This is a genomic window from Nostoc sp., from assembly GCF_036917575.1.
In the GTDB taxonomy this organism is placed as follows: domain Bacteria; phylum Cyanobacteriota; class Cyanobacteriia; order Cyanobacteriales; family Nostocaceae; genus Nostoc.
This window is the reverse complement of the sequence record NZ_JBALDC010000050.1, coordinates 225,371-245,860: the sequence shown is the minus strand read 5'-3', so window position 1 is coordinate 245,860 and position 20,490 is coordinate 225,371. Positions and strand designations below refer to the sequence as shown.

20 protein-coding genes are annotated in these 20,490 nt (G+C 39.6%); 9 read left to right on the top strand and 11 right to left on the bottom strand.

The window, feature by feature from the left end; translation table 11 throughout:
• Positions 1-697 precede the first annotated feature (697 nt).
• Positions 698-1,414, top strand: coding sequence for a pirin family protein (locus V7K79_RS14510; RefSeq protein ID WP_335048651.1), 717 nt, complete (start codon positions 698-700; stop codon positions 1,412-1,414).
• A gap of 175 nt (positions 1,415-1,589) precedes the next feature.
• On the opposite strand, the gene V7K79_RS14505 is transcribed toward V7K79_RS14510, so the two are convergent.
• The 3 genes from V7K79_RS14505 to V7K79_RS14495 form a co-directional block, all read right to left on the bottom strand.
• Positions 1,590-2,510, bottom strand: coding sequence for a helix-turn-helix domain-containing protein (locus V7K79_RS14505; protein WP_335048649.1), 921 nt, complete (start codon positions 2,508-2,510; stop codon positions 1,590-1,592).
• A 12-nt stretch (positions 2,511-2,522) separates the two neighbouring features.
• The gene (locus tag V7K79_RS14500) at positions 2,523-3,419 is read right to left on the bottom strand and encodes an NmrA family NAD(P)-binding protein (protein ID WP_335048647.1); all 897 of its coding nucleotides are present in this window, start codon (positions 3,417-3,419) and stop codon (positions 2,523-2,525) included.
• Between the two features lie 262 nt (positions 3,420-3,681).
• On the bottom strand, positions 3,682-3,963 hold the full coding sequence (locus tag V7K79_RS14495; RefSeq protein ID WP_335048645.1) for a hypothetical protein: 282 nt from the start codon (positions 3,961-3,963) through the stop codon (positions 3,682-3,684).
• 455 nt (positions 3,964-4,418) lie between these two features.
• On the opposite strand from V7K79_RS14495, the gene V7K79_RS14490 reads away from it, so the two are divergent.
• Both V7K79_RS14490 and V7K79_RS14485 read left to right on the top strand, forming a co-directional pair.
• The gene (locus V7K79_RS14490; RefSeq protein WP_335048643.1) at positions 4,419-5,123 is read left to right on the top strand and encodes a mobilization protein; all 705 of its coding nucleotides are present in this window, start codon (positions 4,419-4,421) and stop codon (positions 5,121-5,123) included.
• Positions 5,124-5,256: 133 nt separating this feature from the next.
• Positions 5,257-5,979 (top strand): class I SAM-dependent methyltransferase, encoded by a 723-nt coding sequence (locus V7K79_RS14485; protein WP_335048641.1) that lies wholly within the window; start codon positions 5,257-5,259, stop codon positions 5,977-5,979.
• Positions 5,980-5,987: 8 nt separating this feature from the next.
• On the opposite strand, the gene V7K79_RS14480 is transcribed toward V7K79_RS14485, so the two are convergent.
• The 3 genes from V7K79_RS14480 to V7K79_RS14470 all read right to left on the bottom strand — a co-directional run bounded on the left by V7K79_RS14480 (position 5,988) and on the right by V7K79_RS14470 (position 8,236).
• On the bottom strand, positions 5,988-6,416 hold the full coding sequence (locus V7K79_RS14480) for a YidH family protein (RefSeq protein ID WP_335048639.1): 429 nt from the start codon (positions 6,414-6,416) through the stop codon (positions 5,988-5,990).
• Between the two features lie 391 nt (positions 6,417-6,807).
• Positions 6,808-7,464, bottom strand: a complete 657-nt coding sequence (locus tag V7K79_RS14475) for a hypothetical protein (RefSeq protein WP_335048637.1) — start codon at positions 7,462-7,464, stop codon at positions 6,808-6,810.
• A gap of 61 nt (positions 7,465-7,525) precedes the next feature.
• Positions 7,526-8,236, bottom strand: a complete 711-nt coding sequence (locus tag V7K79_RS14470; RefSeq protein ID WP_335048635.1) for a cadmium resistance transporter — start codon at positions 8,234-8,236, stop codon at positions 7,526-7,528.
• Between the two features lie 231 nt (positions 8,237-8,467).
• On the opposite strand from V7K79_RS14470, the gene V7K79_RS14465 reads away from it, so the two are divergent.
• Positions 8,468-9,451: a LysR substrate-binding domain-containing protein gene (locus V7K79_RS14465; RefSeq protein WP_335048633.1), complete on the top strand. Its 984-nt coding sequence runs from the start codon at positions 8,468-8,470 to the stop codon at positions 9,449-9,451.
• A 151-nt stretch (positions 9,452-9,602) separates the two neighbouring features.
• Here the strand turns inward: V7K79_RS14465 and V7K79_RS14460 are convergent, their stop codons facing one another.
• Both V7K79_RS14460 and V7K79_RS14455 read right to left on the bottom strand, forming a co-directional pair.
• The gene (locus tag V7K79_RS14460; protein WP_335048630.1) at positions 9,603-9,971 is read right to left on the bottom strand and encodes a pentapeptide repeat-containing protein; all 369 of its coding nucleotides are present in this window, start codon (positions 9,969-9,971) and stop codon (positions 9,603-9,605) included.
• Positions 9,961-10,275, bottom strand: coding sequence for a hypothetical protein (locus V7K79_RS14455; protein WP_335048629.1), 315 nt, complete (start codon positions 10,273-10,275; stop codon positions 9,961-9,963). The genes V7K79_RS14460 and V7K79_RS14455 overlap by 11 nt, the downstream gene beginning before the upstream one ends.
• A gap of 441 nt (positions 10,276-10,716) precedes the next feature.
• On the opposite strand from V7K79_RS14455, the gene V7K79_RS14450 reads away from it, so the two are divergent.
• Both V7K79_RS14450 and V7K79_RS14445 read left to right on the top strand, forming a co-directional pair.
• Positions 10,717-12,045, top strand: coding sequence for an ABC transporter ATP-binding protein (locus V7K79_RS14450; protein ID WP_335048627.1), 1,329 nt, complete (start codon positions 10,717-10,719; stop codon positions 12,043-12,045).
• Between the two features lie 181 nt (positions 12,046-12,226).
• A complete protein-coding gene (locus V7K79_RS14445; RefSeq protein WP_335048626.1) occupies positions 12,227-13,966 on the top strand; it encodes an ABC transporter permease in 1,740 nt (579 codons plus the stop codon).
• A 165-nt stretch (positions 13,967-14,131) separates the two neighbouring features.
• On the opposite strand, the gene V7K79_RS14440 is transcribed toward V7K79_RS14445, so the two are convergent.
• The 3 genes from V7K79_RS14440 to V7K79_RS14430 form a co-directional block, all read right to left on the bottom strand.
• Positions 14,132-14,662 carry a hypothetical protein gene (locus V7K79_RS14440; RefSeq protein WP_335048624.1) on the bottom strand — a complete coding sequence of 177 codons (531 nt, stop codon included), beginning with the start codon at positions 14,660-14,662 and terminating at the stop codon, positions 14,132-14,134.
• A gap of 194 nt (positions 14,663-14,856) precedes the next feature.
• Positions 14,857-15,033 carry a hypothetical protein gene (locus V7K79_RS14435; RefSeq protein WP_335048623.1) on the bottom strand — a complete coding sequence of 59 codons (177 nt, stop codon included), beginning with the start codon at positions 15,031-15,033 and terminating at the stop codon, positions 14,857-14,859.
• Positions 15,034-15,081: 48 nt separating this feature from the next.
• On the bottom strand, positions 15,082-16,995 hold the full coding sequence (locus V7K79_RS14430) for a DUF1565 domain-containing protein (protein WP_335048621.1): 1,914 nt from the start codon (positions 16,993-16,995) through the stop codon (positions 15,082-15,084).
• A 521-nt stretch (positions 16,996-17,516) separates the two neighbouring features.
• Between V7K79_RS14430 and V7K79_RS14425 the strand changes: the two genes are divergently transcribed.
• From V7K79_RS14425 to V7K79_RS14415, 3 genes are all read left to right on the top strand, one after another.
• Complete coding sequence (locus V7K79_RS14425; RefSeq protein ID WP_335048619.1) at positions 17,517-18,632, top strand: thiamine phosphate synthase; 1,116 nt, start codon at positions 17,517-17,519, stop codon at positions 18,630-18,632.
• 75 nt (positions 18,633-18,707) lie between these two features.
• Entirely contained in the window at positions 18,708-18,920 is a 213-nt protein-coding gene (gene thiS / locus V7K79_RS14420; RefSeq protein ID WP_335048618.1) for a sulfur carrier protein ThiS, read from the top strand.
• Between the two features lie 321 nt (positions 18,921-19,241).
• On the top strand, positions 19,242-20,357 hold the full coding sequence (locus V7K79_RS14415) for a hypothetical protein (RefSeq protein ID WP_335048616.1): 1,116 nt from the start codon (positions 19,242-19,244) through the stop codon (positions 20,355-20,357).
• Positions 20,358-20,490: the final 133 nt, after the last annotated feature.

Below are 20,490 nucleotides of genomic sequence, written 5' to 3'. Positions count from 1 at the left end.
TAGCTACATCTTGGTAGTATTTGTTAAATATTTATACCTTGTGTCCACACCATTCACTAACTATCTTTTCATCAATCTCTAAGTTGTAAACAGCATGGGTAATAAACGTGTGCCTTATGTTGTAGGGCGGTAAATACTTTGTGAGTTTATCTTGTTGAATCAATATCGGAACAATGTCGGTAAATGGATTTTTTTACTCTTCATTCCAGGCGACGCAAAAAGTAACTTCAATTAATGCTAAAAGTGTGAGATTAAGTTTTATACTAAATGATATACAAATATATAGGGTAAACCGTACTTTTCACTACATAAATATATATATTATTATTTAAACAGTTACAAATTAGGTCTAATTAATCAGAACTAAGACTTACGCAAGATTATGAAAAAATGAACCGCATACTCATAGGGATAAGCAAGCTACGCGTTAGCGTCTTGCAGGTAAGGCAAGAGGGTTTCAAAGAGTTATTGCGTAAGTCATAAGAATTTTGAAGAAGAATTCAGGAGTCAAAATAAATCAGTGGGTGATTCAAACCCGCCACTGATTGTAGACTACAAAATCGTAAGTTTTGTGGGGGTCTTAAACCCATTTATTCATTTGCCAGTTGCACAGAATTAAATTTCTTATTCTAGCTTCTAAATTCTGACTTTTGTTCTGAGAAATTATTCTAAAAACTATCAACAACGAGGTAAGTTTATGTCTCAAAATACAGTTACCCACTTAATTCACGATCGCAATGCCCGTGGTCACGTTAAAATGGGCTGGCTAGATACTTATCACACATTTTCTTTTGGTAGTTTTTACGATCCCAACCGCATGGGATTTCGCTCTCTGCGGGTAATTAACGACGATCGCATCACCCCTGGTGTTGGATTCCCTACCCACGGTCATCGTGACATGGAAATCCTCACTTATGTCCTAGAAGGTGCAGTAGAGCATAAAGATAGCTTGGGTACAGGTTCGGTGATTCGCCCTGGTGATGTACAGATCATGAGTGCTGGTACTGGAATCAGCCACAGCGAATCTAATCCCTCACCAACTGAACCACTTCATTTACTACAAATCTGGATTCTTCCCGATCAACAAGGATTGACACCAAGATATGAACAAAAAGCTTTTCCTTTAGAAGAAAAGCGTGGCAAATTACGCTTAATTGCTGCTAAAGATGGGCGCGATGGTGCTGTAACAATTCACCAAGATGTTGATTTATACACATCTGTTTTAGAAGATGGTGATGTTGTTAATTATCAAGTCAAACCCGGTCGCTATGCCTGGTTACAAATAGCCCAAGGTATAGTCAACTTAAATGGTGAAGAACTCAGAGCCGGTGATGGTGTGCAAATCAACGGCGAAGAACAGCTAGAAATTAGCACTAACATCGGCGGCGAAATCTTGCTTTTCGATTTAGGCTAATATTGCAGCCAAAAGGGCGGTTAGAAACCGCGTCTAAACAAACAAAACCTGCTTTTGCAGGTTATAACAAGGGGCTTAAGCCCCTTGTTTTGTCTTATATCATATCCGCATAATTATACCAATTTGAAAAAAGAATGCGACAATACTAGAACTTACGCATTGTCAAAAAACTAGTCTAACTAAACGAGTTTCTAAATTTGAGTGGCGAGACGCTTGTCTTATTCTTAAATAATTTATTAAACGACTGCGGATGTTCAAAACCGAGCCGATACGCGATTTCGCTGACTGAAAGCGATGTTGTAGATAACGATTCTTTGGCTTTTTCGATTAATTTATTGTGGATATGCTGTTGGGCGTTTTGTCCCGTCAGCGTTCTTAACATATCGCTTAAATAATTCGGCGATACATTTAATTTATCGGCAATATATTTGACGGTTGGAATTCCCGATTGTAATTCATTATGTCTGTCAAAATACTCGTTTAATAAATCTTCCAGTTTCACCAGCAAATCACTACTCGCTTTTTTGCGGGTGATAAATTGCCGATGATAAAATCTGTTTGAATAATTAAGCAGTAATTCAAGTTGTGAAACAATCACATCCTGACTAAAGTTATCAATATTGGAACGATATTCCTGCTCCATATTTTCGATAATATCGTTTATGATTGCTTCTTCTTTTTGAGAGAGGTGCAAAGCTTCATTGACCGAATAGTTGAAATACTCGTATCGCTTGATCGTTTTGGCTAGCGATGTATTCCATAAAAAGTCGGGATGGATTAGTAGTGACCATCCCCTACGCTTTGATGCTGCATCTTTATCAATCTCCACTCCGAAAACCTGACCGGGCGACATAAAAAACATTACGCCTTCATCAAAATCATACTCCTGCTGACCGTATTTATATTTAGTGTTCGGTGTTCTTTTGAGCGCGATTGTGTAGAAATCAAAGACAAAATTTATTAATTCTTGGGGAGGCACATATTTAATGGATTTTAAATTAATCACGCTGATTAAAAAATGCTCAGGTTTAGGAAGCTCCAGCATCCGATGATATTCGGCGATCGTTTTAAATCTACGCGGTTGTGTGTTTGTCATATCGAAATGTAATTATTGCTGGTTGTAAGCAACCGCGAAATCTTTCGCAAAATCTTTCAGCTTTACTTTACCCAATATTGGTCTATGGCGGAAATAGTCTTCATACAATCTGCCTCCACGCCTAGCGGCATTCATTCCCACAAAACCCTGTGCAGTTTGCGGGTTCATTCCTGATTCCAATAGACCATTTAAAAATTGTTCGTCAGAAATTTCCAGCCATTTGAGATCGGAATTTCCGATGGCTTCGCCCAGAATTTCGGCGATTTCGTTTGGCGAAACTTCATCGCTTGCAATATAACGAATTTCTTTACCATTAAAAGGTTTTTCAATTTCTTCGGCAATCACAGCAGCAATATCTAAAGGGGAGACCCACGGTTCTTTTTCATCGTCGCGATAGTTGCCGAAAATCGCGCCTTGTGATTTTATGGTTTGGATAAAGGTATACATGTAAGTGTAAAAACCGACTGGGCGCACGAATTTAATAAAGACCTCTTTTGGCAGCTCTCTTAAAATATTTTCGACATTGTAATGAAACCGGAGCAAGCCAACTCCTTTGTCAGCACCGATGCTGCTCAGATGCACGACACGTTTTACGCCCGATTGTTCAATGGCTTGTTTGTAGTTTTTGCCAATCTCGGTGATAGCCGCGATCACATCAACATTCGGGTCGAAGAAAGCATCGGGGGCAAGCGATTCCATCACATAAACGACATCTGCGCCTTTAAAAGTCGCTGATAGAAAGCCAGCGTCTTCCATTGTGCCAATGGCAGCTTTTGCGCCTAGAGCTTCAATATCTTTGTGCCTTTCGGCTTTGCTGCTGATAACCGTCACGTGATGCCCTTTTTTCACTAACTCTTGTGTCAGTGGTTTACTAATATTTCCTAAAGAACCTGTCACTATAACTTTCATAAATATTTACTCACAAACTATTTCTAAATTGAAATTTGAATTTCTCTATTTATGGTAAATAATTTTTTATCTTTAAACTTAGCCGAATTATCGGTAATTGTATCCAAAATGTGGAATTTTCTGACGTGACAAAACTAAATAGTTGCAATCATGGCGATGCCTGCGGTGGTCACGTAGCTCTGTCGTACCACTTAATAGCGGGACGCTACGCGAACGTGGAAGCAAGCTAGCAAGAGCATCTTGTAGAGAAGTGCGGGCTATGTCAACACATTTGCTGATTTAGCGATCGCATTTGTTGATTTGGCGATCGCATTTGTTGATTTGACGAACGCATTTGTTGATTTAACGAACGCATTTGTTGATTTGGCGAACGCATTTGTTGATTTAACGAACGCATTTGTTGATTTGGCGATCGCATTTGTTGATTCGGCGAACGCATTTGTTGATTCGGCGATCGCATTTGTTGATTCGGCGATCGCATTTGTTGATTTAGCGATCGCATTTGTTGATTTAGCGATCGCATTTGTTGATTTGGCGTGGACATAATGCACCCTACTGGCGTGTCATTACTCAAATGTTGCAATAAATTTTCTTGTGGGATGGGTGTCCTCACCCGTCTGGGCGGGCAAGATGCCCACCCCACAAGAGCTAAATTTTATGCACCATTTTAGCCAATACGCGCTGCTACGAAATTACTATTGAAACCTATGCTGGTCATACTTGTGTGTACACTGTAGGCTTGCGGGGAACTTGGGGCAGACAGACAAAGCGTAGCTTTGGCTCTTTGGGGTTCTTCGGGTTTGATAAGTAATCAACCAGACATGATATTAGTCCGCGCAGACGGACTTTACCTGTGTAAAATGAGACTGTTGGAAAACAATATCCAAATCACGGTTATACTTTCTCATAAAACCACCAAAATACTTGGGGGCAATGGCCAAAAAGTTCTTCGTTTGGGAAAGATGTATCAGACTTTAATAACTATTAGAGGTGGCTGTAATGCCGACGATTCATTTTGTGGATGGTGAAAAAGGCGGGGTAGGAAAGTCTCTCTTTGCCAGGACAATGATTCAGTATTGTCTGGATAAGAGAATCCCATTTGTACCAGTAGAGACAGATAGATCGAATCCAGATGTAGCAGGGGTATATAAGGAGATATGTAAATATGCTGTGTTTAGTGAGAATGAACGACAGGCAAATAAGGCAGATAGGATATTTGAGTGGGCGATAGAGAAGCCAGTAATTGTGAATTTAGCCGCACAATCGCATAGAGCAGTACAAGGGTGGATTGAATCTAATCAATTAATTGAATTAGGAAGTTCGCAGGGAGTGATGTTTTGCAAATGGTTTGTATCGACAGGAGGATACGACAGCATTAACCTATTTACTCAGTCAGTGAATACTTACGGTGAGAAAATCCCTCATATTCTAGTGAGGAATTTAGGGCTGTGTGATGATTGGGAACATTTAGACTTAGACTCCAACTATCAAAACATAGTCAATAAATATCAGATAAAAGTTATAGATTTTCCGAAGTTAGCATATAGAGAAAGAAACATAATTGACCAAAATCGCCTGACATTTGCAGAAGCTAGAGAGTATAAAGAATTTGGGATAATTGGAAAACAGAGAATAGTGAATTTTCTGAAGCTTGCTTATGGTGCTTTTGAGAAAGTAGGTATCTGGTATGAAAAAGTTGAATAGCAGTCATTAGTACCAATGATTTCAGACAAACCTTAGCAGAAGATTGGATGGGGTGCGATGGCGTACCCGCCTGCCGTGAGCGATCGCTTTACAAATTTGACTACAATCCTTAAAAAGAGTAGCAAAAATCTAAATGTCTAAAAAGCCCGATTCGCAGTTCCAAAATCTCTTTAGTTCACCCAAATCAACAAACTGGGACGAAAGATTAGCTCAAATAGCTTATCGCTTTAACCGAGAATATCAACGTGAAACCTTTGAACTTCCAGCAGAAGTACAGGCGATGCCGATATACGGCGAATGGATTGCTGGAAGTTTCTCAGGGAGAATTGCTTCCCCTTTTTGGGAAATTGTTAAACCTCAAAAAAACCAACACTGCATAGATATTGGCTGTGGGATCAGCTTTTTAATCTATCCTTGGCGGGATTGGCAAGCATTTTTTCATGGGCAAGAAATCAGTAATGTGGCACGCGATACCCTGAATTCTCGCGGCCCACAGTTGAATTCTAAACTGTTCAAAGGTGTTGAATTGGGAGCAGCTCATCAGTTAAACTACCCATCAGAGCAGTTTGATCTAGCGATCTCCACAGGATTTAGCTGCTATTTTCCCCTCGAATATTGGGATGCTGTACTAAGAGAAGTCAAGCGGGTGTTAAAACCAGGTGGACATTTTGTATTTGACGTTCTCAATCCAGAACAGCCTTTAGCGGAAGATTGGGCAGTTCTGGAAACCTATTTAGGGGCTGAGGTGTTTTTAGAACCTTTGGCTAAGTGGGAAAAAATGATTAAGACCACTGGTGCTAAAGTCGTAACCCATAAAACAGGGGAATTATTCGAGTTGTATAAGGTGCGATTTTAAAAATCTTATTACTCAGGCATAAGTGGACTTGATGGATCTAAAGAAGTTGTAAAAACAAAATAGATTACCCCAGTGCCGAGAATCATCACGGCGAGACTGAACAGTAACACCCATCGGTCTGTTGGTTCGTAAGTATCTTCTTCAATATCACGACGGACAGCAAAATAATGTCCTGTTGAGAGCCACACCGTAATTAAACCCACCAGTGAGAAGACTAAACCTAACTTCCAGCCGTTACCAGGACGAGGTACCAAAGGTACTTGGAAGGCACGCAAACGCACGATGACGACACCAAAACCTAAAAGAGCGATCCCTGTCCGCATCCAAGCGAGGTAGGTACGCTCATTTGCCAAGTGATCTCGAATTCTGGACGGATTCAGTCGTCCTGGCTTTTTTTTATCTTTATCTTCTTCTGAGGGTTTCAATTTTAACTGCATCAATAACACCCTTATCCCCAAAGCAGCTTTTATCAAAAAAATGCGCAGGTAGTAGGAAATCTCTTTCCAGATAACTTGCACCCAGCGCAATAGTTGCGCTATTGAAATATGCTTGTTGTGATTATACATTTTTCCAAAACTTATTTTAATGCAGATATCGAAATAAAACAAGCTTGAGCGGATAATTCGGAACTGATAATTAATCTTATAGAGCAACTATAAGTAATAAGATTCATAAAGAAAACAGCCAATATCAGAGAGATTTTTCACCAGCTTGTGTCCTGTTTTCTCTGAAATTGGCTGTTACCCTGTTGATATTTAGAACAATTTATAAACAGTTATAAGTCTAAATTATTACCATACACTTAGTAACTGTTTAACGTTCAATGATTTAAGACTTCATGGTAGGCGCATTGGGAACCCGTGTATCTATTATAGCCTGTGATACATTCGGAATAAACCAGTTAACTTCGTTAGCTTTGACAATTTGAGCATTAGGAATATTGATTTCAATTGCAGCAGTATCTAGATTAGTTTTAATTGCTAACTTACTGCCATCAGGTATCTTAATAGCTACTGCCTCTGTAAATTCTTGAGCTTGTCCGTCTGCGGTTAAACCTGTAATTGTGGCATCATTTGGCAGATAGAAGCCATCACAATCCCAGTTATTTTTAGTGGACTGACCATCAGCTAGAAAATATAGACCGTTCTCGTACATGGCATCATCATCCTCTTCCTCATTTGGTCTTTTGCCATATACTGCTATAGTATTACCTGTTTTGTTTTCGCATTGACCCCAATTGATTCCCGTCTCTAAAGCATATTTTTGGAATGTTAACTCATCGATTTTCTGCTGAATTTTCTCTGGTGTGACACCTTCTACTTGAGTTTGGGCTTCTTTTGCTTGAGTCAGTTTATCAAGCGTTTTCGTGACTTCGATATAATCAGGGTTTTTGCTAAATTTTGGTTTATCAGCAAAAGAAGGTTGAGCAAAAACGAAATTAGCGACAATCATTAAGATAATTAGCAGAGATTTCCAGATTTTCATGTTTTGATTCCTATTGATGGGTAAGATATTTTGCTGTTGGGAATTCATAATGCACTTCTTTTTAAACAATTAGTTTTTCTTGTTCTTCACTTGACGGTTGAGTATTAAAACTTAAAATTAATGAGAATATATAACTAGAGATTACAGATAAAAGAGTCCAAGTAACATTTTCTGAAACAATAAATACGCCCAAACCAATCAAAATACAAGGTACAAAAGTGTTGCCATTTTCAGTTAAAAAGTTCGCGATCGCAGGCAAGTAGGTTAATTTGTAAGCGGTATAACACCATACACCAACTAAGGTAAAAAATACACTTAGTATTACCAGCAAACTATCTAATTCTGAGTTGGCAAACAGAGGTACATAGATACTGATATTATCACTACCATTGGCAAAGGCGATCGCAGCTACATTGCAAGTTTGTGGAGAGAGAAAACTGCTAACTATAGAGGGAGAAGACGGCTCAGTTTCTTCTTCGGCTTCCTCTGGTGAATCCTCTTCGCGTTTTAGTAAACTGCTCATCCCAATGATTATTGGCATAAAACCAAGTAGTCTAATCCAGTCCTGCGGTATAATTAGTCCACCTAAGAAACCAGGAAGGCTAGCAACGATCAATGCTGCAAAACCAAGATACTGACCAGCAAGGATATGACGACTACGAAACGTTGTACTTATTTGTGAAAAAAACAACGTCAGAATCACAATATCATCAATGTTGGTGGCAGTGAATGCGGTAATCCCTGTGGTAATTGCAGTTACTAAATCGTTCATTTGTGGATGTCCTTATTTTCATGCTTGGGAATTGGTTAAACAGGGCATTGGTTATTTCCCTCTGCTCCTTCTGCTTTCCCTGCTCTCTAGTTGTCCGTTTGATTCTGTGCCGAAGCTTTGATTTATACTTTAGTAAAACTAACTGATAGAATCAAATGCTTTTATTTGTCAAAATGATAAATGAAAGTGATTAATATTTTGTTTTGATACTAAGTCTTAGGGACACGATAAATGGCAGGAATGACGCTTGAGCAGCTAAAAATCTTTCTGGCTGTGGCGCAAAACTTACACTTTACTCGCGCAGCAGAGGAGCTTTATATTACACAACCTGCTGTCAGTGCAGCAATCCACAACCTAGAGCAAGAATACGGAGTGAAACTATTCCATCGGATTGGTCGCCATATTGAGATTGCTGAGGCGGGTAAATTACTGCAAGTGGAAGCGCAGAAAATTCTCGATCAAGTTTCCTTGACAGAAAGGGGATTGCGAGAATTGAACAATCTGCAACGAGGTGAATTAAAATTAGGGTCGAGTCTGACAATTGGCAACTACTGGCTACCAAGTAAGATTAGTGAGTTTAAGAGCCAATATCCTGGTATCCAGATTGACTGTACCCTTGCCAATGCAGAAACGATTTGTGTCGGTACAGCGATGGGACAGTTTGATTTAGGTTTGGTAGAAGGAGATGTGAAGCCAGCGCTTCAGAATACTTTGGAGTATGAAATAGTGGGGAGCGATCGCTTGCAAATTGTGGTTGGTGAAAAACACCCTTGGTTCGAGTGGGGAGAAATTGATTTAAGCCAACTAACTCAAACTCCTTGGGTGATGCGGGTGCGGGAATCTGGTACACAGCAAAGGTTTGAGGAAGCGTTGCAAAATTGGGGGATCAACCTCAGCGAACTGAATGTAATTTTAGTATTCACCAGTGGTGAGATGGCAAAAGCCGCGATTGAAAATGGTGTAGGTGCAACTGGAATTTCTGAGTTGATGGTAAAAAAAGAAATCCAGTTGGGGACTTTGCGGGCAATTCGAGTTATTGATAATAGAGAAGGTAAAGGTGCGATGCCTACGGCAAGCTACGCCTACGCAGAAATAGTTCGACCTTTTTTCAAAATCAAGCATCGTCAGCGTTTTCAAACTGCTCTTTCCAAAGTCTTTGAACAAATGTTGATATCGTCTATGTTGGATGGTTCACATCATTTATCAGTTATTTAAAGGAGACTGGAGACTGGAGACTGGGTACTGGGTACTGGGGATGGATACCAAATTGAAAAATGATGGTGGCTGCTGTTACCCACCACCAATTTTAAAAAACTTTTTCCTAGTTCCCAGTCCTCAGTCCCCAATCCTCAGTCCCCAACCCCCTTCACATCTTTTGCATATTTTGACTGATGGGGTCAAAACCTTTAGAAAACCGCGTACTTTCATCGTAGTAAGCGCCAGTCAGATTCGCTCCATATAACTTGGCATAATTGAGTTTTGCTCCCCGGAGATTTGCTTCATTCAGATTGACACCGCTCAAATTAGCTCTGGTCAAATTCGCTTTAGCTAAATTAGTTCTACTCAAATCGGCTCCCCACAGTTTAGCTTTAGCTAAGTTAGCTCCACTTAAGTCAGATCCCCATAAATTAATTCCAGGCAAATCGACTCCAATCAGCTTATTTCTACTCAAGTTGACGGCTGGAAAATATCTTTCCCCTGCGGCAAAACGCCTTTTTAATTCTTCAGCATTCATGCGTCACGTTGACCTTCTTTAGCAATACAGAAGTTATTTGTTCCCACTCTTGGCTTAGTTCTCCTGAAAATTCTGGCTGACCACTGCGTTGATACCAGTAATGGGCATTGTAAGAATCGCCTTCTTTGCGGTGCAGGTAAGCATGAACCCAAGCACTGTCAGCATCACTGGCATCTGTAACTATTTCATGAGCCTTGTTGTAATCACCTTTGTTGTCATACCACATTGCTTGCAGCCCTTTTGGTAATGTCTGAAGACATGGGGGCTGCTTTTCGATCAATCGCAAGAACTCTTCTGTATTCACGATCGCCACCTAATAAGAATCAAACTTCTATCTCTAAGATACTCCTCAGCTTAAGGTTAAGGGGAGCAGGGGGGCAAAGACTAGAGCTTTTTTTAACTTTTCAAACATTCTCTAAACAAACGCCAACGAATTTGACTGTAGACAGCTTCTATTTTAACCGCCATAGTAGAGGTTGTTTATTTAATATCTGCAATTACTCCAAATTTACACAGAGCTAATAGAGAGAAATTTATTTCTTTTAATATTCGGGCGGACGAGCATTTTTTTATCGCAATTATTAGATTTTTATTATTAACTATTACAGATAATTTTTGATGAAATAAGCGATTAGCTAAGTTCTAGTACTATTCCAATTGGTGAAGAAACTATTTTTAGTTCGCTTTAACTGTAAAATAACCTCAACATGAGATTATATTTAATTATTTCCTTACAGAAAGAGTCATGGTCTTTAAAACAGCAACCGAACACCTGATCGCTCTAAAAAGTGTCAGCAAATCTTATCAACAGCCCAACGGTCAACAGATTGTCATCCTGGAAAATATTAATCTTGAGTTGCGTCCAGGGGAGATAATCGCGTTGCTAGGACCTTCAGGTTCAGGGAAATCTACTTTAATGCGAATAGTTGCTGGGTTAATTCCTCCTAGTCAAGGTGAAGTTATATATCATAACCGTCCCCTAGTTGGTTTAAATCCAGGCGTAGCAATTGTTTTCCAAAGTTTTGCCCTTTATCCTTGGTTAACTGTACTAGAAAATGTGGAACTAGGTTTAAAAGCAAAAGGAGAAGCGCCAGATTCTCGACAACAAAAGGCGTTACGAATGATTGATATTATTGGTTTGGATGGGTTTGAAAATGCTTATCCCAAAGAGCTTTCTGGGGGAATGCGTCAACGAGTTGGATTTGCTAGGGCTTTGGCCGTAGAACCAGAACTATTATGTATGGATGAGCCGTTTTCGGCATTGGATGTGCTAACAGCAGAAAACTTGCGGTTTGAGTTATTAGATTTGTGGTTAGAACGTCGCATACCTACCCAAGCCATTCTGATTGTTACCCACGGGATTGAGGAAGCGGTAATTATGGCGGATCGGATTATTGTTCTAGGACGCAATCCGGGAAGAGTTCGGGCTGATTTACCTGTGACTTTACCCCATTACCGCGATCGCAAACACCCAAGTTTTCAAGCCCTGGTAGATCAGGTTTATACAATCATTACGAACCCAGAATTAGAAAAAATTCAGTCTCCAGCTACTACCTCTGTACAACCTGCAACACCACCAGCAAAATATCAGTCTTTGCCATCTGTGCGAATTGGTTCCATTGCCGGTCTTTTGGAACTTTTAGAAGATCGTCAGGAAAAAGACTTATATCGGCTTGCTCAAGAATTGCAACTAGAAGTAGATGAGATTTTACCAATTGTGGAAGCTGCAAAATTAATGGATTTTGTAGAACTTGCAGAAGGTGATATTAACCTGAAGCCAGTCGGGCAACAATTTATCAATGGTGGTATTGATGATCGTAAACAAATCATGCGATCGCAACTCTTAAATAATATTCGCTTGGTACAGCAAATTTACCGTCTTCTGGAAGCGAAAAATAATCAACGTATTCCAGAAGAACTGGTTTTAGATATCCTAGAAAGTCACTTTAGTCCACAAGAAGCCGAACGACAATTAAAAACTGTCATTGATTGGGGTCGTTACGCCGAGATATACAGCTACGATGAACCATCGGGACAAATATTTTTAGAGCAAGTTATTAATGATAATTCCTAATTATTAATTCATAGTTCTCACCCCACCACTAAAATCAATTGTTATTAAATAGTGATGATACCTGCTTTGATGACTCCATTAATTAATAAAGTTGCTTTGACCATAATTATGAATTAGGAATTATGAATTATTAGTCAGTTTTCATTAATAACTCTTCCTATTCTCTCATCTACCTACTATTATGACCCGACCCCTCACTCCTGCTAATAAAACTCTGGGACGCAGCAATTGGACTTGGCAAGATGGATTGCTGATTCTGGTGACTTTATCTTTTATTGTGGCAATCATTAGAACTGCTTCCCAATTTAGCGGTACTTTTGAACCTGAACTTACAATTTCTACAAACATCAATGCTTTACCAGGATATACAGCCCAAACTCTGGTTCGCATGGGGGTGGCTTACTTTTTATCCCTAATTTTTACCCTATTGTATGCCTATACTGCTTATCGCTCTCGCATTGCAGAGCGGATTTTAATTCCAATGTTGGATGTTCTGCAATCGATTCCAGTATTGTCTTTTTTACCAGGTGTAGTACTAGCTTTGATCGGGCTATTTCCGGGTCAGAGAATTGGTGTAGAACTAGCAGCTATTTTGCTAATTTTCACTGGTATGACCTGGAATATGACTTTTAGTTTTTATCAATCTCTTCAAAGTATTCCGCAAGAATTACTAGAAGCAACGCGGGTTTATCGGCTTAATTCATGGCAACGCTTTTGGACATTAGAGTTACCATCTGGTGTAATTGGTTTGGTATGGAATAGTGTAATGTCGGTGGCTGGAGGTTGGTTTTTTTTAATTGCTATTGAGTCATTTACTTTGGGGAATAAAGATTTTCGTTTACCAGGATTAGGCTCTTTTTTAGGCACAGCAGCCAACAAAGGGGACTTTAAAGCGATATTTTGGGGCTTGACGTTGCTGATTGGGATCATTGTGGCAACTGATTTTTTTGTGTGGCAACCCTTGATTGCTTGGGCTGAAAGATTTAAGTTGGAGATGATTGAAACTGAAAATGCCCCCCAATCGTGGATATTGGATATTATCAGGCGATCGCCTACTTTACGTGCAATTGGCGATCGCGTTTTTCAGCCATTACACATAGTCCTAGACGACACCTTAATTCGGTCGTTTCCCGTGCGTTCTGTACCTGTAAATGCCAAAGGCGACCTCAACTTGCCAAGTTTTTTAAATTGGGTATTTGTTAGCGGCTTCACCTTAATTGTCTTGTGGGGTACTTGGGAAGCCGTGCTACTATTACGGACTTTAGGCTGGGCTGATTGGCAACAGGTAATAAAGGGCGCTATATTAACGGCGTTGCGGGTGATAATTGCTTTGATATTATCACTGTTGTGGACTGTACCTGTGGGAGTAGCAATCGGTCGCAATCGACGCCTAGCTCAAGTGTTGCAACCATTAGTACAAATCGTAGCTTCTGTACCTGCAACAGCCTTATTTCCGGTGCTGCTGCTGGGTTTAACCCGGATCGCTGGCGGTTTGCAGATTGGTGCGATCGCTCTGATGATGTTAGGGACAATGTGGTATATTCTGTTTAATGTCATTGCTGGGGCACAGTCAATTCCCTCAGACCTCATCGAAGCTGCTTCGGTGTATAAATTATCCCCTTTGCAACGCTGGCGAACCTTAATTTTACCTGCAATCTTTCCATACCTAATTACAGGAATTATTACCGCCGTTGGCGGTGCTTGGAATGCCAGTATCGTCAGTGAGTATGTCACATTTCAAGGGCGAATAATTAGTACTTCTGGATTGGGAGCAACGATTTCTCATGCCACAGCCACAGGCAATTTCTCCCTGTTATTAGCTTCGACAGCGATCATGTCTCTATTAGTAGTGTTGACTAATCGTTTGATTTGGCGACCTCTTTACAATCTAGCTCAAGAGAAATATCAATTATTAATTTAATAATTTATTTGCGAGACTGCGCCAAATTTTCTGATCTTTTCTTGTCTCTATGTTCTCTGCGCCTCTATAGTAGGTAAAAAAAGAGTTTTGCTTATGTAATAAGGCTTGATCCTCCCTAACCATCCTTTTTAAGGAGGGAATTAGATCAAGCCTCTTATTTCACACCTACTTAACTGGAATAACTTCAAACTGGAAAGTACCGATTAAACGGTCATTAATATATACTTCTATTCTATGCTTACCAACTGGATCGCCAGGGGCGATTGTCCAAAAATTCTCAATTACACCTTCTGGAGCCGACTGTGTACGCCGTGTTACAGATGTCTTGCCGTCTGCTGATATTGAGAAATCTTCACCATTATCTGTACCCCAAGTTTCTGGAGGTTTTGGTAAATGCAAGACTTCACGCCATTTCACTTCACCTTGGTAGTTTTTGAGTTTAATCCGCCATCCATAGGTGTTTCCTTCCTGAAGTGGCACTCTTGTTGTCTGGAAAATGGTAACGTTTCCTTTTGAGTCAACTCTCTTGAGACCAAACTCGGTGTTACTGACAGTAATCTGTTGTGCATTAATTGGCGCTGGAGATGATATGGCATTTTCTACCAAAATAGAAGTAGCGTTGATCGGCTTAGAACTGATGCTCCCAGATATTAGCCAAAAAGCAGCTAACACAGCAGTAGTAGTCCAAATTCTCATTAGTATGGTTTTCCTGTCAGACTTTTGGTACTTATTCAAGTAATCTGCCATGTTTTCCGGGTCAAGGTTGGCGATGGTTATACAAAGACGAAATTGCTTTCATAAATTTGGCGGATTTAATCAACTCACTGACTTTGATCAACATCCAATCTAAAATAACGCGGTGTGCAACTTAATTTTGTTAAACCTTGATTTCATTGTGGGGTAGGCATCTTGCCTGCCCAGAAAGGACGGACAAGATGTCCATCCCACAATAATAAAAAAGTCGCACATCGCGTTAAAATTAGTAAATCATAGTCTTTGCCAAAGGCAAACCATTGCGCCGTCCGTTGTTTATCTGCGATCGCTCTCTCAAATGGAGTAATATTCATTTTGAGGTGCTTTTCTCGCTAATTCCATATCTTTTGCCCCATGCCCAATTAATTCAACGGCTCCATAATCACTCTTAAACCTTGACTAGAGAGTGTTTTGAGCATTTCTTTAGCGTTATATTCACTACTAAATACTCCTGCTTGCATAACTCTTTGACCTTGCCAAACGGTGGGAAATGCATCAGGAGCAAGAAATTTTACCAAATCTCGATCCTTATCACTTGCAAGTGGCACTATTATGCGATAACGTACACCAAATTGTCTTGCAGAGTTACCACTATCGGGAATACTTGCAGAACTTGTTTGCAGATTGCCAGTATTAACAATGGGGATATTGCGATCGGGAAGTGGTAAAAGTTCTGAAGCACTTGGGGCAGCAGTTTCTAGTGTTGGTAATGGCTGCTGTGTTTGCTCCCTCATACTTGGAACTGGTGGCTGTGCAACTGAATTGGATGGGGACTCAGGGGCAGTAAACTCAATGGTATTAGGATCGATCCGCAGATAATTTAACTGTGGTGTATCAGGTGGCTGTGCTGGACTAGAAGTTGCAACTCTTGAAGTGTTAGTTGATACTTGTCCACTTGACAAGCTGCTAGGAGTAGGAAATCCGGCGACTTTAGAAGTGGGTGGTTGTTGATTGGATATAGGCAGAGAAAGCGGTACATTATTGGCTGGCATTAATGGCAGCAATTGACTATTTAATTGCCCAGAAACAGGATTATTTGCTGAAATGCTGTTGCTGGTTTGCTCATTAGTAGTTTCAGAGATTTCGGGAGACGAGAAGGTGATTTCTCCATTTGGTGGTATTTGTCGTAATACGTTGTTGGGAGCGGGTTGAGAATTTTCGGTTACTAGTGCTGTTGTACCGTTAATATCTACCTTACCAGTGATGCGATCGCTCACAAGATTGTTACCAGCAGCAGGAATCACCTGTTTAGCAGCACTGGCGTTAATGTCGTAGCGGGCATTATTTTGAAATGTATTACCCCCAGGTTCCGATGCACTACCCAAATCTGGCATTGCTTGAGCGATCGCAACTAAACCATCTTCTTTATTATCTTGAATAGAATTATTCCGCAAAATCGGGCGGGCATTTGCTTGTACGATAATTCCCGATCTATTGTTCTGAATTTGATTACCTATAAGTATAGGAGCAGCGTTTTGGGCAATATTAATGCCAAAACCTGTTTGGTGAAAGATATTTTCCTTCACCTGGGGACTGGAGTTACCAGCAATTGTGATCCCATTGGCTCCATTGCGATCAAAGTAATTCTTACTAATGGTGGGTGCAGCATTACCATTGACAGAAATCCCATCTTGAGTATTGCCACTAAAAGTATTTTCCGCAACTACTGGATTGCTAGATTCAATCCATAAACCGTAACCACGGCGATTAGAGTTCGTCACCGTTACCCCAGTCAGGAAGACTTGGTTGGCTCCCACAATTGTGACATTTTGACCGCCAAAGCTCCGACTCAAGTAATCACCGCCTCCTTGAATGATAATGTCTTTACCTTGATTACTGGGGTTGCCTTGAATTGAAATACCCGGTTTCAGTATTAAGGGAAATTCCTCTCCTGTCTCGGCGCTATAAGTGCCAGTGGAAAGCATAATTACAGTATTGGCCTTAGCTAATCGCAAGGCTTGGGTAATCGTCTTTACAGGAGCGGATTCGCTGCCACTGCCTGCTTTGTCATCTCCAACACCAGGATTGACAAATAGCACATTAGCCTGAGAAGGTGTTTTCTGATTCAGAGGCGCTGAATTTGGTATCGATGGAATTTGAGCGATCGCACTATCCAGACTTGTACCGAGGAACGCTATACTTACCGTTTCCATACATACAGTAAAAGATAATACTGAAAAACTAAAAAAGAAAAGCCTTGCTGATTTCAAAAACTTTAGCTTTGCAAGCAGAGCATCTACTCTACGGTACTCATGAAATACACGAGGGAGAATCATATTTAACACGACTCCTTAGAGGTAACAATAAATTCTTATACTCTCTAATGAGTATTATGTCGATAATATTACTCATATATTGATCGATTGACGATATTTAATACATAGTAATAAATGATATTAGACATCTCCAGAAATTAATTGTGCGTTGCCTAAAATCCTTGGTAGGCATAATTCATGAATTGTGCCTACGTCAATTTCACTTTCATATCTAAATAGATATAAGAGCTAAATTAAATATGCGTTATCTAAAACCCTTGTAGAGACTAGCAGTGTTAAGTCTCTACATACTTTTTCACTAATATATCTATTGTAGATTTTCTGGTGTATTTCTTTTTGCCAGTCCTTGTCAGCTTATCGTCTACCATAAAATACTTGACTAAGCTCAGTGCGAAACTGTAGCCTCAAACTACCCTTATCACTGTCTATAGGAACATGGGATAATTTACCGTAACCCTCACTACTACATCGTTTTACGTAAATTCCGCAAAAATTAGTAAAAAAAGCAAATTAATTAACTTATGGTTACTAGGACTCATGATAATTCACACTTCGATGAAAGTACTAATGGGGTTGTTGTGATGGTCGAGCCATACAGCCAAAAAGAGCAAATACAGCAAGTTGTTTACCGCATTTTAGATGCCAATTTAGACCGTGCTCGTGAGGGCTTGCGAATTATTGAGGAATGGTGTCGATTTGGGTTGAATAATGCCCAATTAACTCTTGAATGCAAGCGGCTGCGACAAGAAGTAGCCAAGTGGCATACCCCAGAATTACGGGCGGCGCGAGATACACCAGGCGATCCTGGGACTGAATTGACTCATCCTCAAGAAGAACAACGAGCTAGTATAAAATCGGTCTTGCAAGCTAACTTTTGCCGGATAGAAGAAGCATTACGGGTGTTGGAAGAATACAGCAAGCTAACCCTGCCAAATATGGCTAAAGCTTGTAAGCAGATGCGCTATCAGGTTTATACCTTAGAAAGTAGTTTAATGGGTCATCAGCGCCATCAATTGTTGTGGCGATCGCGTTTGTATCTTGTGACTTCCCCTAGTGAAAATTTGTTGAGCACTGTCGAAGCTGCACTCAAAGGGGGATTAACGCTATTACAATACCGCGACAAAACCGCCGATGATTCTTTGCGGCTGGAACAAGCGAAAAAATTACGACAGTTATGCCACATCTACGGTGCTTTGTTCATCGTTAACGATCGCGTGGATGTAGCTTTAGCTGTCGATGCCGATGGGGTGCATCTGGGACAACAAGATATGCCTATTGCTGTTGCTCGGCAATTACTGGGTTCGCAACGTCTGCTAGGGCTTTCAACCACAAATAAAGAAGAAATGCAAGCAGCAATTGCTGAAGGTGTAGATTATATTGGCGTCGGGCCAGTTTATGAAACTCCCACAAAAGTAGGTAAGGCAGCAACAGGGCTAGAATACGTCGGCTATGCAGCTAAAAATTGCTCAATTCCCTGGTTTGCGATTGGGGGAATAGATGCCAATAATATCAATGATGTGATTGATGCTGGAGCAAAACGTGTAGCGGTGGTGCGATCGCTCATACAAGCCGAACAGCCTACCCTAGTAACGCAATATTTGCTCTCTCAACTCAATCGCATTAAACCAGAACTCTAAAAGAGTCGTTTGTCATTTCTCATTCATCCAAAATAAGTAAAGTAACCAATACCTAATACCCCATTCCCCACATTTATGTCTAACGAGATTACGATTCAGGTAAATGGGGAAACCCATAGCTGTTCGTTTCAAACTTCTTTACCCGACTTACTTCAACAGTTGGGTTTTAACCCCCGCTTGGTGGCTGTAGAATATAATGGCGAAATTTTACACCGCCAGTTTTGGACGGAAACAAAAGTGCAACCAGGCGATCGCTTAGAAGTGGTAACTATCGTTGGTGGTGGTTAGTTAAATTGAAACAGTCTTAGTCTGTTTCAACCTCAAGGTTTTCAGCATATTTCTGATCAACCTATTTGGGGTTGCAAAATTATCGTTAGATTCTAAAAGTCGCATCATCTTGGAACTTCAAGTAATAAAAAACCTTTTACAATCACTGTAAGGCTTTTGAGTTTCGCACCGCGGACTAGTCTAAACTATTTGACAACTTATAGTTACAAATAATTAATAAATTAATACAAATACTTTTCAATATTTGACATTGCTGATAATCTTTTATTTTAAAAGGTTTTAGACGGGTTGCTACGTATATCTTTTAATTATCAAGAAGTTATGAAAAAACTAAGTCTTACTATAAACAAAATAATATCAATTTTTTTAGTAATTATTTTATCTATAGTTAGTGTTGGTTGTGATGATAAAACATTGATTGCAAACAACTATGATCTGAGTCAATTGATTGCAAAAAACTATGATCTGAGTCAAGAAAAAAGTTACTTACAAGAAGAACTTACTTATACAGAAAAACAGTTAAAATTGCTGAGAGAAAGTCAAGTGAAAAGGCTTTTTGAATTAGCGGAATTACATAATAGTATTAAAGCCTATGAAATTTTTTTACTAGATAGTGCTAATTTTGATGATTTGAGAAATAAAGCTATTCATCATATTTATCAATTGACAGAAAAGGCTGACTTAATTGTTGGTTATCAGTATTTTTTGCAACATTATTCTCAAAACTATGAAGCAAAACAAGCAAATTATAGACTTTATGAAATAGCTTATCAAATAGCAGAAAAAGTAAATACAATTCCTGAATATATTGCTTTTCTTTCTAACTTTGAAGCAGCGCCGAAAGACCTAAGAGAAAAAGCTTTAGATAAGGGTGTAGCTTTAGAGTGTCAGTCTTTACTTACAGAATTTCAAAAAACAATAGAGTCAAAAGGAATAGATGAAATTTATCGTGATTTTATAGTGGATAGGATTGGCAAACGTTTATATGAACAGGCTCTTGATGCCAATGATAAAGGCGATAAAGTTGGATTTCTGCAAAAATATAATACTATCCTTAAATGTAATTTATTTAAAGTGTCAAATACAAGATTTGCTTTATTGAGAGATGCTGAAATAAAAAAGATGCTACAAAATATAGAATATGAACTTATAACGATAAGAGAAGATATAAATAAGTCAAATAATTTAATTTTGCAAAAACTTACTAATATTCAAGATGTTGGAAATCAGCAAAGTGCCTATATTAAAGAAATAGTTAATATTATCAACTGTCAAAGTAAAGTGTTAGACAAAATACAAAATCCTTTGATGTGGGATGACAATGAAACTGTCTGGCAAAATTTTATGAGGATAGGGGAACCAGCTTTACAGATTGCCTTAACAAGTGCAGAGGCTCTTAAGTATGTGAAAACTTTAAGACAGATGGTAAACTTCTAGCTACAGCCAGTGAAGACAAGACGGTAATTGTGTGGAATATCCAGGGATTAGATGAACTGCTGCATGAAGGATGCGATCGCCTTAAAGATTACTTTGTCACCGATCCCGATCAAAAGAAAAAACTTAATGTCTG

Coding starts and splice junctions, on each gene's coding strand:
- V7K79_RS14510 (WP_335048651.1), top strand. CDS start 698: ATGTCTCAAAATACAGTTACCCACTTAATTCACGATCGCAATGCCCGT.
- V7K79_RS14505 (WP_335048649.1), bottom strand. CDS start 2,510: ATGACAAACACACAACCGCGTAGATTTAAAACGATCGCCGAATATCAT.
- V7K79_RS14500 (WP_335048647.1), bottom strand. CDS start 3,419: ATGAAAGTTATAGTGACAGGTTCTTTAGGAAATATTAGTAAACCACTG.
- V7K79_RS14495 (WP_335048645.1), bottom strand. CDS start 3,963: ATGTCCACGCCAAATCAACAAATGCGATCGCTAAATCAACAAATGCGA.
- V7K79_RS14490 (WP_335048643.1), top strand. CDS start 4,419: ATGCCGACGATTCATTTTGTGGATGGTGAAAAAGGCGGGGTAGGAAAG.
- V7K79_RS14485 (WP_335048641.1), top strand. CDS start 5,257: ATGTCTAAAAAGCCCGATTCGCAGTTCCAAAATCTCTTTAGTTCACCC.
- V7K79_RS14480 (WP_335048639.1), bottom strand. CDS start 6,416: ATGCAGTTAAAATTGAAACCCTCAGAAGAAGATAAAGATAAAAAAAAG.
- V7K79_RS14475 (WP_335048637.1), bottom strand. CDS start 7,464: ATGAAAATCTGGAAATCTCTGCTAATTATCTTAATGATTGTCGCTAAT.
- V7K79_RS14470 (WP_335048635.1), bottom strand. CDS start 8,236: ATGAACGATTTAGTAACTGCAATTACCACAGGGATTACCGCATTCACT.
- V7K79_RS14465 (WP_335048633.1), top strand. CDS start 8,468: ATGGCAGGAATGACGCTTGAGCAGCTAAAAATCTTTCTGGCTGTGGCG.
- V7K79_RS14460 (WP_335048630.1), bottom strand. CDS start 9,971: ATGAATGCTGAAGAATTAAAAAGGCGTTTTGCCGCAGGGGAAAGATAT.
- V7K79_RS14450 (WP_335048627.1), top strand. CDS start 10,717: ATGGTCTTTAAAACAGCAACCGAACACCTGATCGCTCTAAAAAGTGTC.
- V7K79_RS14445 (WP_335048626.1), top strand. CDS start 12,227: ATGACCCGACCCCTCACTCCTGCTAATAAAACTCTGGGACGCAGCAAT.
- V7K79_RS14440 (WP_335048624.1), bottom strand. CDS start 14,662: ATGAGAATTTGGACTACTACTGCTGTGTTAGCTGCTTTTTGGCTAATA.
- V7K79_RS14435 (WP_335048623.1), bottom strand. CDS start 15,033: ATGAATATTACTCCATTTGAGAGAGCGATCGCAGATAAACAACGGACG.
- V7K79_RS14430 (WP_335048621.1), bottom strand. CDS start 16,995: ATGATTCTCCCTCGTGTATTTCATGAGTACCGTAGAGTAGATGCTCTG.
- V7K79_RS14425 (WP_335048619.1), top strand. CDS start 17,517: ATGGTTACTAGGACTCATGATAATTCACACTTCGATGAAAGTACTAAT.
- thiS (WP_335048618.1), top strand. CDS start 18,708: ATGTCTAACGAGATTACGATTCAGGTAAATGGGGAAACCCATAGCTGT.
- V7K79_RS14415 (WP_335048616.1), top strand. CDS start 19,242: ATGAAAAAACTAAGTCTTACTATAAACAAAATAATATCAATTTTTTTA.